Genomic DNA, 14,649 nt, shown 5'->3' on the forward strand with positions numbered 1-14,649 from the left:
GCCCGTCCGGCGACCTGGTGGCCCGGGAACAAGGGCACCTCGGGGCGGTGGAACCGCAGTCCGACGGGTGGGCGTGGCCCGCCGCCCGGGCGACAGAACGGTCAGTACCTCACCTTTTGCGGCTTGTCGCCGTTAAGTAATCAGTCCGGAGTGTTGCGGGCCGGATGTCCACCCGGTCGGGAAGGACGTGGCATGAGCGACGACCGCCAGGAGTCGTGGACCGGGAAGGTCCCCGAGAACGGCTCACGACCCGTCCCGCCGTCGGACGGCCGCCCACCACCAGAGCGTCGGAACGGCACGGAGGGGACACCGGCGGGGCGCCGGAAGCCGATGGCGGGACCGCCGACGCCGACCGGCGAGCCGGTCCGGGCACGACCGGCGACCGGTGCCTGGTCCGGTCGAGCCGAGGTTCCGCCGCCCAGGCAGGCGGAGGCCCCGGGCGAGTGGTACGTCGAGGAGCAGGGCGACCGGCGGTGGTGGATGCCGATCCTGGTGGCCTCGGTGGCACTGGCGATCCTCGCCACGCTGGGTCTCGGCCTGTGGCTGATCGTGCGGAGTGGAACGACCCCGCGAGCGCCGCTGCCGTCGCCCAGTGCGGGGCCGCCGACGACCGGACCGCCGACCCCGTCGAGCACCGGGACGGCGACCGCCCGGGTTTCCATGCCGAATCTGGTGGGGCTGCCCCGTTCGGTGGCCGAGGCCGCGCTGGACCGGTTGGGGCTGGGATACCGGTCGGAGTTGCGCCGGTCGGACCGGCCGGTCGGGACGGTGATCGGGACCGAGCCGCGGGCGGGCGAGCGCGTACCGGTCAACACCGACGTCACCCTGGTCGTCTCCGAGGGCGGCGAGCCCCGCCCGTCGGGGCCCTCTCCGACCCCGGACCCCTCGCCGACCCCGGACCCCACGCCGACCGCCACCCGTACCCCGGCCGCCGGGGCGACCGGACGAGCGGTCACCACATCCGGCGGCGTGACCCCACGATGACCAGACCGGTCAGGGAGATGGTCAGCCCGAGCAGGCCGGAGAGGACCAGGGACCGGTGGAGGGTCTCCGCCGCGTCGCCCGGCGCGCCCGGTCCGGCACTCCGTGCCCGAGCCAGGCGACCGGCCTCGGTGACCGTGTCGTCCGGCGGCTCTGACCGGGCCGGCGGGGAGGGCACGTCGATCCGCTGCCCCCCACCCACCCCGGGCCGGTGGCCCTCGGGATGTCCGCCGCCGACCGCCGGGGGTACGCCGTGAGCGGACGGACCCGGTGGGAGCGGAGCGGTCAGGTGGGTGGTGGAGTGAGCCGGCACCCGGACCACGACCACGAGCGCGGTCGCGACCCCGATCAGGACGAGCAGACCAACGGCGTAGCTGACACGGGACAGGGAGCGTCGACGGACAGCGGTGCGGTTGATCATGGTCATCCCAGGGTCAGGGTCCGGGACGTGCGGGGTTCTCACCTGCCGGGGTGGGCCCGTCCAGTCTATCGGCGCCGCCCACCCCGTACCTCGGAAACGCCCAGCTCAGCCCACGTGGACCGGGGTCCTGGCCGCCGGCCGTCGGGCGGCCCGGAAGGTGTGCGGCCGGGGGTCGGGCGCGGCCTGTACCCGCACCAGACCGGCGCGTTGCACGAAGATGGATCTTCGGCTGACCGCGTCCCCCGCCGCGTTCAGCTCGTAGCCGTCGAGCCAGAGCCAGCCGTCGAAGGCCGGCCAGTCCAACACACGGATCACGCGGAACAGAATCGACCGGCGAAACTGCACACTCGCCGCACGAGTCACGTGCAGTACGTCACCAGAGCGGGGAAGCACATCGGCTCCTGTGAGGGATCGGCCGGCGAGCAGGCCGGCGGAAGGCGTGAACGGGGAGACCGGCCCGGACGCGGTGGTGCCGCTGGCGCGGATCGGCATGATGAGGCGGGGTTGGTCGGACCGTGCCCGCTGTGGCGAGTCGCGCCCGACCAACACCCGATGCTTCCGGTTACCGCTCCCGTCGCCGAAGCCGACAGGCGTCCAGCGGCGAGGTCCTTACCCCGGAGGCGGTTCTGTTTGTACTGGTCGGGCGGGATCCGTCCCAGTCACCCGCAACGCGCTGACCGCGCTGCGGAACCAGATCGAAACGGTGAGTAACCCGAGCCATGCGGACAGACTGCACGAGTGGCCGGACACATGCAAGTTGCACGTCGACTTTTGCCGATACCTGTACGCTCGGCCCGCCGGACGCCCTCGATCGTCGACGCTTGATGCCGTGGTCAGGGAACCGGCACACTGGACGCCGGTTTTTTTGCCGCCGCGGCCGGCTGATGACCGCAACCATCCCCCGCCGCGAACGATCGCCCGCCGGTCGACGGTCGCGCCCTCGGCGGGCGAGCCAGTACGGGCGCGATCGACCGGAGGTACCCCGGTGAGCGCGAGAAGTGCTTGCGAGCCCCGATGCCGTACGACATGGACCGGGACACCGCGTCGAAGGAGCGGGTCGGTGGGGCGTAGGGCCGTGGGGAAGGGGGCGGCCCGGTGAGTGAGCGCCGGAGCCCCACGATCCGGCGTCGCCGGCTCGGCGCGGAACTGCGCCGGCTGCGGGAGGGTGCGGGGATCACCATCGAGGCGGTGGCCGACCGGTTGGAGTGCTCGGCGTCGAAGGTTTCGCGCATCGAGACCGGCCACACCTCGGTCACCCCACGCGACGTGCGGGACATGCTCGCGATCTACGGGGTGTCGGAGGCCGAGAGCGAAGAGCTCGTGCAGATCGCCCGGGAGGCGCGCCAGCGGGGCTGGTGGCACCCGTACAGTTCGGTGCTCTCCGGGGCGTACGTCGGGCTGGAGGATGCCGCCGGGTCGATGCGGGCGTACGAGCAGCAGGTGGTGCCGGGTCTGCTCCAGACCGCCGACTACGCCCGAGCCATGATCGAACTCGCCCGTCCCGACATGCCCGCCGACGAGGTGGACCGACGGGTGCGTGTCCGTTCCAACCGCCACTCGTTACTGACCCGGGACGTTCCGATCGATCTTTGGGTGGTGCTCGATGAGGCGGTGGTGAGCCGGCCGGTGGGCAGTGACGAGGTGATGCGTGCGCAGATGGCCCGGCTGGTGGAACTGGCCGAGCTGCCGAACGTCACCATCCAGGTGCTGCCCTTCCATGTCGGGGCTCATGCGGCCATGGACGGGTCGTTCACGATCCTCGACTTCCCCGAGCCCGGTGATCCGGATGTCGTGTACGCGGAGAATGCCATGGGTGGGCTCTTCCTCGAGAAGAGCGACGAGCTTCAGCGTTACAACTACATCTTCGACCAGATTCGAACCCAGGCCATGCGACCGGAGGCGTCCATCGCACACATCGCAGAACTGGCAGAGGAGCCGTTGTGGAAATGGCGACCAAGAGGGTCCCCGCAGACCTGACGCACGCATCGTGGTTCAAGAGCTCGCGCAGCGGGCCGAACTGCGACAACTGCGTGGAGGTGGCGTTCGTGACCGGGGCGGTCGGGGTCCGTGACTCGAAGGACCCGACCGGGCCTGCCCTGGTGTTCGCCCCCGGTGACTGGCTCGCCTTCGTCGGCGGCACCAGGCGTGAGGGGTTCGGCCGCGGCTGAACCGCCTGGCGTGGCGGTGGTGGAGGACCGGCTCCGGTCGGGCCTCCACCACCACCCGGTGTGACAGTGTGGCGCGGGTCCCCGCACCGGCGACAGGCCGGGCGGGGGGCCGCGCCCTCGTCGTGTCCGCCGTCGGTCCGGGTCCCGCGACGGTGCCCCGGAACCCGTCGCCACTTCCGTCCCACCTCGTTGTACCTCTCGTCATCGGCCGGCCGAGCGGTCGGCCAGGGCGGATCCGCAACCGAGCGAGGCAGGTGGACGGATGACGACGATCGGATCAGAGAACCTCACCAACGGGCCGGGCAAGCCGGAACGGTTCGGCGGCAAGTACCGTGGTGCCCGCCGGGACACCGTCCTCACCGAGGTGGTCTCCACCGACTCCGACCTGGGGAGCCGGGAGAGCGGCAGCGCCGTCCCGCCCGACCAGGCCGGGCCGCTCTCCCTGCCGTCGTTGGACACCAACCCGCTCACCGAGCCGTCGTTCCCGCCCACCGGGTGGCCGGTCGAGCCCAGCGAGGCGCTCGCGGACCATCCGCTTCTGCGCGGCCTGCTGCTGGAGCTGCCGCCCCGGGGCAGCGTGCCGCCACCCGGCTGGTTGGACCGCTGGTTCGAGGCGACCCGGGCGATACTGGAGCTGCTATACGTGCAGGGTGGCGGTCGCGGTCGCTGAACCCGTCACAGCCTCCGTGCCGGCCGATGTGGCCGGTCCGCCGGCGCCGGGCAACGCTCGGGTGGCGAGTCGGCTGTGCCGCAGCGCGTGCCGTACCCCGATCACCGCGATGCCGAGCAGGCCCAGGGTGAGGGCCGGCCCGCCGAGTGGGGTGCCGGCGGCGACCACGGCGGGCATCATCGCCAGGCCGGTGACCTGAAGGGGAAGTCCGACCAGCGGATGTGCCGCGTGGGCCCGCAGGCCGGGCGGTACGGGTACCCGGGGCGCGGTGGCGAACGCACCGGCACCGGCCCGGAGTCGGTGCAGTCGGCGTACGGTGCTGCCGGCGACGACCAACGCGGGCAGCACCGCCAGCGCGAGCCCGGCGGCGGCCCGGTCGGCCCGGGTGGGGCCGGCGGTGCCCAGGCCGGCTAGCGCGACCGACGCCATCAGGCCGAGGCCGCTGAGGCTCAGGACGATCAACCACCCGCTACGCCGACGGAGGGTGTGGACCCGGTCCAGCCGGGGCAGCCCGTCGGCGATCAGACCGGCGGCGCCCCAGACCGCCGCGACGGGCAGCAGGGCGACGAGGTGGCTGTCCATACCGGACAGCCTTTCCCGTTCGGCGGCTCGCCGAATCCGGACCCGCCCCCGGTTCGTCGACGGAATCCCCCGTAGGGGCCATCCGATCAAGTTATTGATACTTCGATATGTTTCGTTGAACGGCATCGGCGGCCTAGCCTCAGCTTGATCGGCGATCTTCTATCTCCCTGAGTGGGGGGACGGTGTGCCGGTCGGAGGGGAGGTAGGGAGATGCGTCTCCCACGCAGGTCGATTCTGGTCGGGGTGGCTGCCGTTTCGATGGCGGCGACCGCGACGCCGGCTCTGGCAGCCGAGCCGGTCGGCAGCATCCTGAAGGCCGGCGGTGCCACCGCCGTGGCCGACAGCTACATCGTGGTGTTCAAGGACGCCATGGTCGCGCAGACCACGGTGCGCGACACCGCCACAAGGCTGGTCGGCAAGCACGGCGGCCAGGTCGCCCGGACCTACAGCGCCGCGCTGCGCGGTTTCGAGGTCCGGGTAGACGCGAAGACCGCAGCCCGGATCGCGGCGGACCCCGCCGTCGCGTACGTCGAGCAGAACCACACGGTCAGCATCGCCGCCACCCAGGCCCCGACGCCGTCGTGGGGCCTGGACCGGTCCGACCAGCGGGCGCTGCCGCTGGACAACTCGTACACGTACCCCGGCACGGCGGACAACGTCACCGCCTACATCATCGACACCGGCATCCGGACCACGCACACCGACTTCGGCGGCCGGGCGACCTGGGGCACCAACACGGTCGACAGCAACAACACCGACTGCAACGGGCACGGCACGCACGTCGCCGGCACCGTCGGCGGTACGGCGTACGGCATCGCCAAGGGCGTCGACCTGGTCGCCGTCAAGGTGCTCAACTGCCAGGGCAGCGGCACCAACGCCGGTGTCATCGGCGGCGTGGACTGGGTGACCGCGAACGCGCAGAAGCCGGCCGTGGCCAACATGAGCCTCGGCGGTGGCGCCAACGCGACGCTCGACACCGCGGTCCGCAACTCGATCGCCTCGGGCGTGACCTACGGTCTGGCCGCCGGCAACAGCAACAACGACGCCTGCACCGGCTCGCCGGGCCGTACCACCGAGGCCATCACGGTCGGCTCGACGACCAACACCGATGCCCGGTCGTCCTTCTCGAGCTACGGCACCTGCCTGGACATCTTCGCGCCGGGTTCGTCGATCGTCTCGGCCTGGAACACCAGCGACACCGCCACCAACAACATCAGCGGCACCTCGATGGCGACCCCGCACGTGGTCGGCGCGGCGGCCCTGGTGCTCGGTGCCAACCCGACCTGGACCCCGCAGCAGGTCCGGGACAAGCTGGTCAACGACGCCACCAACGGCGTGGTGACCAACCCGGGCGCCGGTTCGCCGAACAAGCTGCTCTACGTCGGTGAGGGTGGCGGCGGCCCCGTCGACCCGCCGACCGGCTGCACCGTCACCAACGACACCGACGTGGCCATCCCGGACCCGGGCACGGCGACCAGCTCGATCACCATCGCCGGCTGCGACCGGGCCGCCTCGGCCAGCTCGACCGTCGCGGTGAACATCGCGCACACCTTCCGCGGTGACCTGGTCATCGACCTGATCGCCCCGGACGGCACGGCGTACCGGCTGAAGAACAGCAGCTTCTTCGACGGTGCGGACAACGTCATCGCCACCTACACGGCGAACCTGGCGAGCGAGGCGGCCAACGGCACCTGGAAGCTTCAGGTGCGGGACGCCTTCCGCAACGACAGCGGCACCATCAACACCTGGACGCTGACCGTCTAGGCGTCACCACCGCAGGGGCCCCTCCGACCGGAGGGGCCCCTCGCGTGTGCGTCGGTCAGACCGTGAAGCTCGACGGGCGCTCGGTGGCCGGCGCCGGCGGGCGGGCCTTCCACAGGCCGGTCTTCTGCGCCGCGAGACGACCCAGGTAGGCGGGGTTGAGGATGACGTACCGCTTCCAGAGCCGCTTCGGCTCCAGCCCCAGCCGCCAGAACCACTCCAGCCCGGCCCGCTGCATCCACGGCGGCGGCGTGCGCAGCAGCCCGGCGTGGTAGTCGAAGGCCGCGCCGACCGCCATCAGTGGCATGTCCAGCAGCGGACGCATCGCGTACGTGAAGATCTCCTGACGCGGGCAGCCCAGCCCGACCAGGACGAGCCGGGCCCCGCTGGCCCGGATCCGGTCGGCGATCTCGGCGTCCTCGCCCGGCTGCACCTGGCGGAACTTCGACGGCTCCACCCCGGCGAGCTTCAGGTCGGGGAACATCCGCTCCAGCGCCGGAATGAGGCGGCCGAGGGTCTCCTCGGTCGAGCCGTACAGGTAGACCGGCAGCCCCTCGGCCGCGAAGCGGGCGAGCACGTGCAGGGTGAGCTGTGGCCCGTAGACCCGGTCGGTGAGGCCTGCGGAGTGCAGCAGGTTGAGCGCCCAGCGCACCGGCTGGCCGTCCGGGGTGACCACGTCGAAGGAGTTCAGCCGGGCGTTGTGCGCCGGGTCGAGGACGCCGGTCATCACGCCGTGCACGGCCAGCGCGGTGAGCGCCAGCGGTCGGCGCTCGTGCGCGGCCCGCACCACCTCCTCGGTGGCGGCGGCGTAGTCGGTGGCGTCCACCAGGACACCGAGCACGTTGCGCTTGCGGGAGGTCATGACTGCGGCACCCACTTCTCGACGTTGGCCTCGTGGATCTCGCGCAGGATCATCGGTACGTCGTAGACCTGCTTCCAGTCCGGGTAGTCCCGCTGGAACGCCTCGTTCGACCCGATCCACCACTTGTGGTCGCCGACCCGGTTCGCCTCGACGTACTCGGTGATCATCGCCTGGCCGGTGATCTGTTCGGCCAGCGCGAACGCCTCCAGGTGCGAGGTGTTCGAGTGCCGGCCGCCGCCGAGGTTGTACACCGCCGCCGAGCGCGGGTTGCGGAAGAACGCCTCGAACGCCGAGACCACGTCCGAGCTGTGGATGGCGTCGCGCACCATCTTGCCCTGATAGCCGAAGATCTTGTACGTCCGGCGTTCCATGTTGCAGCGCATCACGTAGCCGAGGAAGCCGTGCAGCTCGGTGGCGGAGTGCGCCGGGCCGGTCAGCGTGCCGCCGCGGAAGCATGCGGTCCTCATGTCGAAGTAGCGGCCGTACTCCTGGACCATCACGTCGGCGGCGACCTTGGAGGCCCCGAAGATCGAGTGCAGGCAGGAGTCGATCGACATGTCCTCCCGGATGCCCTGCTCGTACGGATGGCCCGGCTCGATCTCCCAGCGCGTCTCCCGCTCGACCAGGGGCAGGCTGTTCGGCCGGTCGCCGTAGACCTTGTTGGTCGAGCAGTGGATCACCGGGGCGTCGATGCAGTGCTCGCGGACGTTCTGCAGCACGTTGAGCGTGCCCGCCGCGTTGACGTCGAAGTCGGTGAAGGGGTCACGCACCGCCCAGTCGTGCGAGGGCTGTGCGGCGGTGTGGATCACCACGACCACGTCGCGGCCGTAGCGCCGGAAGAGCGCCGCCAGCGCGTCCCGGTCGCGGATGTCGATGCCGTGGTGCGAGTACGCCCCGCCCAGGTCGTCGGCGAGCCGGCGCACGTTCCACGCGGTGGACGCCTCCGCGCCGAAGAACTCCTGCCGCATGTCGTTGTCGATGCCGACCACGTGGAGGCCGAGACCGGCGAAGTGCCGAACCGCCTCCGAGCCGATCAGACCGCCCGAACCGGTCACCACCGCGACACTCACACGCCACTCCACGGGTCATAGGGGGCAGATAAACCATCGGAGCATAACGTGACGGTCCGTGCCGTCCTCTGGACGCAGCAAGGGCCCCGCAGCTGCGGAGCCCTTGACTTCTGGTGGGGAAGGAGGGAGTTGAACCCTCACGCCCTTTCGGGCACACGGACCTGAACCGTGCGCGTCTGCCATTCCGCCACTTCCCCGTGGCATGACCCGGATCACCCTAATGCGTGCCGCCCTCGCTGTTGTCAGTGGGGGTGGCGCGAACATCGTACGTGCTCCCGGCCGTTGCCACGATCGGTTACCGTTCGTGGCGGGGAGAAGAGTAGCACGACGAAAAGGGCCCGTCCGAACGGGCCGACAGCAGACGGCCGAGCGGCGTGTGAGCTGCGCGAGCGACGGCCGGATACCATCATGTCCTCGGGACCCGAGGAGGAGCCGGTGAGCGTGCTGCAACGCTTCGAGAAGCGTCTGGAAGGCCTGGTCGAGGGAGCCTTTGCCAAGGTCTTCAAGGGTGTAGTCCACCCCGTGGAGATCCTCAACGCCATGCAGCGGGAAGCTGAGGCGCACAAGGCGATCCTGGCTGGTGGGCGCACTCTGGTGCCCAACCGCTACGTGATCGATCTCTCGCCGTACGACCACAGCCGGCTGGCGCCGTACGCCGCCGCGCTCGCCCAGGAGTTGGCCCAGTCGCAGGCCGAGTTCATCGGCGAGCAGGCGTGGACGGTCTACGGCGACGTGATCGTCGAGATCGAGCGCGGCGAGGGGCTGGACACGGGCATGTTCCGGGTCACGGCCGAGGTGTACACCGGTGGCGAGGTGGCCCCGGTGTCGGCGCCCGGCTACGACGCCGGTCCGCCCGGATACCCGGCGTACGACCAGGGCGGCGGCTACGGCCCGCCCCCCGGCCACGGTGGCGCGCGTAACGTCCGGCTGGTCTCCGGCGACGGCCGTACCTACCCGCTCCAGATGGGCTCGACGGTGATCGGCCGGGGCGACCAGGCCAACCTGCGCCTGCCCGACGTCGGCATCTCCCGCCGGCACGCCCGGCTGGACTTCGACGGTGGCCAGGTCGTCCTCACCGACCTCGGCTCGACCAACGGCACGATGGTCAACGGTCAGCGGGTCTCCGCCGTCGCGCTGAACCCGGGTGACATGATCCAGCTCGGCACCACCACCCTGACCTTCCGCGTGGACGGCTGACCCGCCTTGCCCGAACTCGTCATCACCGTCGCCCGGTTCGGGTTCCTCATCCTCCTGTGGATCTTCGTGTTCACGGTGGTGGGGGTGATCCGGCGGGACCTCTTCGCAGGGGCCCGCTCCGGCCGGCTGGTGGCCGCCCCCCGCGCGGTCGGTGCCGCCACCAACCAGGCGGCGGCGAAGCCGGCGAAGGTCAAGCGGGGGCGGGCCGCCCACCAGCTCGTGGTCACCGCCGGGCAGCTCGCCGGCACCCGGATCACCCTGGGCGAAGCGCCCATCACCATCGGCCGGGCGGAGGATTCCACCCTGGTCATCACCGACGACTACGCCTCCGCACGGCACGCCCGGCTGCTGCCCCGTGACGGGCAGTGGTTCGTGGAGGACCTCGGCTCGACTAACGGCACCTACCTGGATCGCGCTAAGGTCACCGGACCAACCCCCGTCCCCCTCGGCGTGCCGATCCGGATCGGCCGCACTTCTCTCGAATTACGGCCATGACTCTGACCCTGCGCTATGCGGCCCACAGCGACCGCGGTCTGATCCGAGACGGTAACCAGGACTCCGTCTACGCCGGACCGCGGCTTCTCGCCGTCGCCGACGGCATGGGCGGCATGGCCGCCGGTGACGTCGCCAGCAACATCGTCATCGGTGCCATGGCGCCGCTCGACGAGGACGTCCCCGGGGACGCGCTCGTCGACGCGCTGCGACAGGCCGTGGACACCGCCAACCAGCAGCTCCGCGACACGGTGGACGCCAATCCCCAGTTGGAGGGGATGGGCACGACACTCACCGCCATCCTCTTCTCCGGCACCAAGCTCGGCATGGTGCACATCGGCGACTCGCGGGCCTACCTCCTCCGCAACAACGAGTTCGCCCAGGTCACCAAGGACGACACCTACGTCCAGATGCTCGTGGACGAGGGCCGGATCAGCGCCGAGGAGGCGAGCAGCCACCCCCAGCGCTCGCTGCTCACCCGCGCTCTGGACGGCCGGGACATCGACCCGGAGTACAGCGTCCGGCAGGTCCTCCCCGGCGACCGTTACCTCATCTGCAGCGACGGCCTCTCCGGCGTGGTCAGCGCGGAGACCATCGCGGACACCATGCGCGAGTACACCGACCCGCAGCAGTGCGTCGAGCGGCTGGTGCAGTTGGCGCTCCGCGGCGGCGGGCCGGACAACATCACCGTGATCATCGCCGACGCGACCGACCACGACATCGTCGAGGCCAGCCCGATCGTCGGCGGCGCGGCGGCCCGCGACCGGGGCATGGCCACCTCGGCGGACGTCTCCACCCCGGCGGCCCGCGCCTCGGCCCTGAACGCGCCCCGGCCGTCGGTTCCCGAGGAGCCCTCGGCGAACCGCGACGACGAGCCCGAGCGCCGCCGGCACCGGCCGGTCCGCACCGCGCTGCTGCTGGTCGTCCTGCTCGCCATTCTCGGTGGCGGCCTCTTCGCCAGCTGGAGCTACACCCAGCGGCAGTACTACGTCGGCGCCACGGACGACGGGCAGCTCGCCGTCTTCCAGGGCGTGCCCGGGCAGATCGCCGGCCTCGACCTCTCCAACGTCCACCGCACCAGTGCCGCAGACCTGGAGGACCTCACCCCTGCCGCCCAGGAGCGGGTCAAGCAGGGCATCCAGGCCAAGAGCGAGTCGGACGCCACCCGGCGGTTGGCGGAGCTGACCGATGACGACCCGGCCAACCCGAACCTGAAGCCGATCTGTCCGCCGAGCCCCACCGCCTCCCCCGGCGTGACCACGCCGACGCCCACGCCGACCCAGGCCAGCCCGGCCGCCGGTGCCCGGGTCACCCCGACGCCCTCGGCCGTGCCGAGCGTCACCCCGACCCCGGACGCCCTGCCCACCGATACGGTTCCGTCGGTCCTCGAACCGGCGGGATGTCGGTCGCCCGAGTGAGCGCCGGCCCGACCCCGAGGATCCGACCGTGACCGCCCAGGCCACTCCGGCAGTCTCGCCCGGCACGACGGGCGAGCAGCCCGGCGTACGCCTGGCCCGTGCCCGGCGTAACGCGGAGCTGTCCCTGCTCGCGGTGGCCATGGTGCTGGTCGCCGCGTACGGGGGCATGGTCGAGGCGAACGTGCTCGACGAGGTCACCGGGGACTTCTGGATCCCTGCGGTCGCGCTCTCCGCGGTCTTCCTCGGCCTGCACGTGGTGATCCGCTTCCTCGCGCCCTTCGCCGACCCGGCCCTGCTGCCCGCCGTGGCGCTGCTCAACGGCCTCGGCGTGGGCTTCCTGCGCCGGCTCGACCTGGCCGACGCGCCGGCCGCCGAGCGGGCCGACCTGGCGATCTTCGCCGGCACCGGCGGGCGGCAGCTGGCCTGGACCCTGGTCTCGGTGATCCTCGCGGCGGGGCTGCTGGCGCTCATGCGCGACCACCGCTCGGTCTCCCGGTACGCGTACACGCTCGGGCTCGCCGGCATCGTGCTGGTGATGATCCCGGCCGTGCTCCCCGGCCGCTTCTCCGAGATCAACGGTGCCAAGCTCTGGATCCGGATCGGCAGCTTCTCCATCCAGCCCGGTGAGTTCGCCAAGCTCGCCCTGCTGGTCTTCTTCGCCTACTACCTGGTGCGCAAGCGTGAGGTCCTCTCGCTGGCCAGCCGGCGGTTCCTCGGCATCGACTTCCCCCGGGGCCGGGACCTCGGTCCGGTGGTCGTGGTCTGGATGTTCAGCCTCCTGGTCCTCGTCTTCGAGAAGGACCTGGGCACCGCGCTGCTCTACTTCGGCCTTTTCGTGGTGACGCTCTACGTCGCCACGGAACGGGTGAGCTGGCTGATCATCGGCCTGCTGCTCTTCTTCGGCGGCGTCTACATCGCCTACCTGCTGGGCAGCACGATCGGCGGCCCGTTCGCCAACTTCTACGACCGGGCGGAGATCTGGCTCGACCCGTTCGCCGACCCGACCGACGCCGGCTACCAACTGGTGCAGGGGCTGCTCGCGCTCGGCACCGGCGGCCTGTTCGGGGCCGGGCCCGGCGGCGGTGCCCCGGACGTGCTGCCCGAGGTGCAGAACGACTTCATCTTCGCCGGCATCGGTGAGGAGATCGGCCTGTTCGGTCTCTCCGCCCTGCTGGTGGTCTACCTGCTGATCGTCCAGCGCGGGCTGCGGGCCGCCCTGACCGTCCGGGACTCGTTCGGCAAGCTGCTCGCCGGCGGTCTCGCCTTCACCCTCGGGCTCCAGGTCTTCGTGATCGTCGGTGGGATCAGCGGGCTCATCCCGCTCACCGGTCAGACCACGCCGTTCCTCTCCGCCGGTGGTTCCTCGCTGATGGCGAACTGGCTACTGATCGCCACCCTGCTGCGGATCTCGGACGCCGGCAGGCGTCCGGTCTCCGGCGGGCCGGCCGCCCGACCGGGCGGCGGCAACCCGCCCGAGCAGCTCCACGGCGCCCCTACGGAGGTGATCCGCCCGTGAACGCACCGCTCCGTCGGGTCGGCGTGGTCGTCATGATCCTGTTCGGCCTGCTCTTCCTCAACCTGAACTGGATTCAGGCGTACAAGGCCGACGAGTACCGCACCAGCGACTACAACGGCCGGGTCCAGGTCGCCGAGTACGACCGCAAGCGCGGCAACATCGAGGCCGGCGGCACCCCGGTGGCCACCAGCAAGGAGACCAACGGCAGCCTGAAGTACCTGCGGACCTACCCGGCCGGGCCGAAGTACGCGCACGTGCTCGGCTACAAGCCGGTCAACCTCGGGGACACCGGCATCGAGCGGGCCGAGGACGACTTCCTCGCCGGCACCAGCGACCAGCTCTTCGCCGACCGGTTCCGGGACATGCTCCGGGTCACCGGCGAACCGTCCGGCGGCGGCAACGTGCTGCTCTCCATCTCCAAGCGGGCGCAGGACACGGCGTTCACCCAGCTGGCCGACAACCGGGTGGGCGCGACCAAGGGGGCGGCGATCGCGCTGGACCCACGTACCGGTGCGGTCCAGGCCCTGGTCTCCATGCCCAGCTTCGACCCGAACCCGCTGGCCAGCCACAACGGCGGCGAGGCGTCCGCGGCGTACAACAAACTCGAGGGCGACCCGAACGGGCCGCTGAGGAACCGGGCGCTGGGCGAGACGCTGCCACCCGGGTCGACCTTCAAGATCGTGGTGGCCGCCGCCGCGCTGGAGAACGGCGTCACCAAGGAGACCGCCATCCCGGCCGGCCCCAGCTACACTGCCCCGACCTCCGGTACGCCGATCCGCAACGCCGCCCCGTCGATCTGCCCGGAGGACGAGGTGACCCTGATGAACGCGGTCACCGAGTCGTGCAACACCGGCTTCGCCAAGCTCGGCGTCAGACTGGGAGCCGACACCATCAAGGAGAAGGCCCGGCAGTTCGGCTTCGAGCAGGAGGACCTGACCATCGGCCACCTCGACGAGGCGGGCCTGACGGTCGTCGCCAGCCGCACCGGCGACATCAAGAACCCGGACGGCGGTGACGACCCGGCCGGGCTGGCCCAGTCGTCGATCGGTCAGTTCGATGTCCGGATGACTCCGTTGCAGGGTGCCCTGATCGCCGCCGCAGTGGCGAACAACGGCAGCCAGATGCGGCCGTACCTGGTCCAGCAGCTGCTCGGTCCGGACCGGACGACCAACTACTACACCGCCGACCCGAAGCAGCTCCGGCAGCCGGTCAGCGGTCAGGTCGCCAACGACCTGCGGGACATGATGGTCAACGTGGTGGCCGAGGGCACCGGTCGTAACGCCCGGATCGACGGGTACACCGTCGGTGGCAAGACCGGCACCGCGCAGGCCGGCGAGAACACCGACGACCACGGCTGGTTCATCGGCTTCGCCCTGGACAAGGACGGCAAGCCGGTTTCCGCCGTCTGCGTCATGCTGGAGTCGGCAGGTGAAGGCGGCAGCGCCGAGGCGGCCCGGATCGCCGGGCAGATCATGCGGGCGGCCATCGCGGACCCCGGAGGGCGGTGACAC

15 protein-coding genes and 1 tRNA gene are annotated in these 14,649 nt (G+C 71.1%); 10 read left to right on the forward strand and 6 right to left on the reverse strand.

Annotated features, from left to right (window positions below):
* Positions 1 to 192: 192 nt before the first annotated feature.
* The gene (locus ACIBJE_RS19015) at positions 193 to 984 is read left to right on the forward strand and encodes a PASTA domain-containing protein (protein ID WP_396749992.1); all 792 of its coding nucleotides are present in this window, start codon (positions 193 to 195) and stop codon (positions 982 to 984) included.
* Here the strand turns inward: ACIBJE_RS19015 and ACIBJE_RS19020 are convergent.
* Both ACIBJE_RS19020 and ACIBJE_RS19025 read right to left on the reverse strand, forming a co-directional pair.
* Entirely contained in the window at positions 953 to 1,408 is a 456-nt protein-coding gene (locus ACIBJE_RS19020; RefSeq protein WP_396749994.1) for a hypothetical protein, read from the reverse strand. The genes ACIBJE_RS19015 and ACIBJE_RS19020 overlap by 32 nt on opposite strands.
* Positions 1,409 to 1,507: 99 nt before the next feature.
* Positions 1,508 to 1,795 carry a hypothetical protein gene (locus ACIBJE_RS19025; RefSeq protein ID WP_396749996.1) on the reverse strand — a complete coding sequence of 96 codons (288 nt, stop codon included), beginning with the start codon at positions 1,793 to 1,795 and terminating at the stop codon, positions 1,508 to 1,510.
* Positions 1,796 to 2,497: 702 nt separating this feature from the next.
* Here ACIBJE_RS19025 and ACIBJE_RS19030 point away from each other — a divergent pair.
* From ACIBJE_RS19030 to ACIBJE_RS19040, 3 genes are all read left to right on the forward strand, one after another.
* Positions 2,498 to 3,379, forward strand: a complete 882-nt coding sequence (locus ACIBJE_RS19030) for a helix-turn-helix domain-containing protein (RefSeq protein WP_396749998.1) — start codon at positions 2,498 to 2,500, stop codon at positions 3,377 to 3,379.
* Entirely contained in the window at positions 3,349 to 3,570 is a 222-nt protein-coding gene (locus tag ACIBJE_RS19035) for a DUF397 domain-containing protein (protein ID WP_396750000.1), read from the forward strand. The genes ACIBJE_RS19030 and ACIBJE_RS19035 overlap by 31 nt, the downstream gene beginning before the upstream one ends.
* A 262-nt stretch (positions 3,571 to 3,832) precedes the next feature.
* A complete protein-coding gene (locus ACIBJE_RS19040; protein WP_377657929.1) occupies positions 3,833 to 4,240 on the forward strand; it encodes a hypothetical protein in 408 nt (135 codons plus the stop codon).
* Here ACIBJE_RS19040 and ACIBJE_RS19045 read toward each other — a convergent pair.
* Positions 4,208 to 4,822: a hypothetical protein gene (locus tag ACIBJE_RS19045; RefSeq protein ID WP_396750002.1), complete on the reverse strand. Its 615-nt coding sequence runs from the start codon at positions 4,820 to 4,822 to the stop codon at positions 4,208 to 4,210. The genes ACIBJE_RS19040 and ACIBJE_RS19045 overlap by 33 nt on opposite strands.
* Before the next feature lie 210 nt (positions 4,823 to 5,032).
* On the opposite strand from ACIBJE_RS19045, the gene ACIBJE_RS19050 reads away from it, so the two are divergent.
* Positions 5,033 to 6,586 (forward strand): S8 family peptidase, encoded by a 1,554-nt coding sequence (locus ACIBJE_RS19050; protein ID WP_396750004.1) that lies wholly within the window; start codon positions 5,033 to 5,035, stop codon positions 6,584 to 6,586.
* A 55-nt stretch (positions 6,587 to 6,641) separates the two neighbouring features.
* Here ACIBJE_RS19050 and ACIBJE_RS19055 read toward each other — a convergent pair whose 3' ends face one another.
* From ACIBJE_RS19055 to ACIBJE_RS19065, 3 genes are all read right to left on the reverse strand, one after another.
* Entirely contained in the window at positions 6,642 to 7,445 is an 804-nt protein-coding gene (locus ACIBJE_RS19055) for a WecB/TagA/CpsF family glycosyltransferase (protein ID WP_396750006.1), read from the reverse strand.
* On the reverse strand, positions 7,442 to 8,515 hold the full coding sequence (locus ACIBJE_RS19060) for an NAD-dependent epimerase/dehydratase family protein (RefSeq protein ID WP_396750008.1): 1,074 nt from the start codon (positions 8,513 to 8,515) through the stop codon (positions 7,442 to 7,444). The genes ACIBJE_RS19055 and ACIBJE_RS19060 overlap by 4 nt, the downstream gene beginning before the upstream one ends.
* Positions 8,516 to 8,626: 111 nt before the next feature.
* Positions 8,627 to 8,712: transfer RNA gene (locus tag ACIBJE_RS19065), tRNA-Leu, on the reverse strand.
* A 211-nt stretch (positions 8,713 to 8,923) separates the two neighbouring features.
* Between ACIBJE_RS19065 and ACIBJE_RS19070 the strand changes: the two genes are divergently transcribed.
* The 5 genes from ACIBJE_RS19070 to ACIBJE_RS19090 are packed head-to-tail and all read left to right on the forward strand — an operon-like array spanning position 8,924 to position 14,646.
* Positions 8,924 to 9,712: a DUF3662 and FHA domain-containing protein gene (locus ACIBJE_RS19070; protein ID WP_088981323.1), complete on the forward strand. Its 789-nt coding sequence runs from the start codon at positions 8,924 to 8,926 to the stop codon at positions 9,710 to 9,712.
* Positions 9,713 to 9,718: 6 nt separating this feature from the next.
* Complete coding sequence (locus ACIBJE_RS19075; protein WP_088981322.1) at positions 9,719 to 10,207, forward strand: FHA domain-containing protein; 489 nt, start codon at positions 9,719 to 9,721, stop codon at positions 10,205 to 10,207.
* Complete coding sequence (locus ACIBJE_RS19080; protein ID WP_396750011.1) at positions 10,204 to 11,622, forward strand: BofC C-terminal domain-containing protein; 1,419 nt, start codon at positions 10,204 to 10,206, stop codon at positions 11,620 to 11,622. Before ACIBJE_RS19075 ends, ACIBJE_RS19080 begins: the two co-directional genes overlap by 4 nt.
* Positions 11,623 to 11,650: 28 nt before the next feature.
* Positions 11,651 to 13,138, forward strand: coding sequence for an FtsW/RodA/SpoVE family cell cycle protein (locus ACIBJE_RS19085; RefSeq protein ID WP_396750013.1), 1,488 nt, complete (start codon positions 11,651 to 11,653; stop codon positions 13,136 to 13,138).
* Entirely contained in the window at positions 13,135 to 14,646 is a 1,512-nt protein-coding gene (locus ACIBJE_RS19090) for a peptidoglycan D,D-transpeptidase FtsI family protein (RefSeq protein ID WP_396750015.1), read from the forward strand. The genes ACIBJE_RS19085 and ACIBJE_RS19090 overlap by 4 nt, the downstream gene beginning before the upstream one ends.
* Positions 14,647 to 14,649 lie beyond the last annotated feature (3 nt).

The organism is Micromonospora sp. NPDC050187, from assembly GCF_044459745.1.
In the GTDB taxonomy this organism is placed as follows: domain Bacteria; phylum Actinomycetota; class Actinomycetes; order Mycobacteriales; family Micromonosporaceae; genus Micromonospora.

Excerpts from the sequence above, each read along its gene's own strand:
- ACIBJE_RS19015 (WP_396749992.1), top strand. The coding sequence starts at position 193 with ATGAGCGACGACCGCCAGGAGTCGTGGACCGGGAAGGTCCCCGAGAAC.
- ACIBJE_RS19020 (WP_396749994.1), bottom strand. The coding sequence starts at position 1,408 with ATGACCATGATCAACCGCACCGCTGTCCGTCGACGCTCCCTGTCCCGT.
- ACIBJE_RS19035 (WP_396750000.1), top strand. The coding sequence starts at position 3,349 with ATGGCGACCAAGAGGGTCCCCGCAGACCTGACGCACGCATCGTGGTTC.
- ACIBJE_RS19040 (WP_377657929.1), top strand. The coding sequence starts at position 3,833 with ATGACGACGATCGGATCAGAGAACCTCACCAACGGGCCGGGCAAGCCG.
- ACIBJE_RS19045 (WP_396750002.1), bottom strand. The coding sequence starts at position 4,822 with ATGGACAGCCACCTCGTCGCCCTGCTGCCCGTCGCGGCGGTCTGGGGC.
- ACIBJE_RS19050 (WP_396750004.1), top strand. The coding sequence starts at position 5,033 with ATGCGTCTCCCACGCAGGTCGATTCTGGTCGGGGTGGCTGCCGTTTCG.
- ACIBJE_RS19055 (WP_396750006.1), bottom strand. The coding sequence starts at position 7,445 with ATGACCTCCCGCAAGCGCAACGTGCTCGGTGTCCTGGTGGACGCCACC.
- ACIBJE_RS19070 (WP_088981323.1), top strand. The coding sequence starts at position 8,924 with ATGTCCTCGGGACCCGAGGAGGAGCCGGTGAGCGTGCTGCAACGCTTC.
- ACIBJE_RS19080 (WP_396750011.1), top strand. The coding sequence starts at position 10,204 with ATGACTCTGACCCTGCGCTATGCGGCCCACAGCGACCGCGGTCTGATC.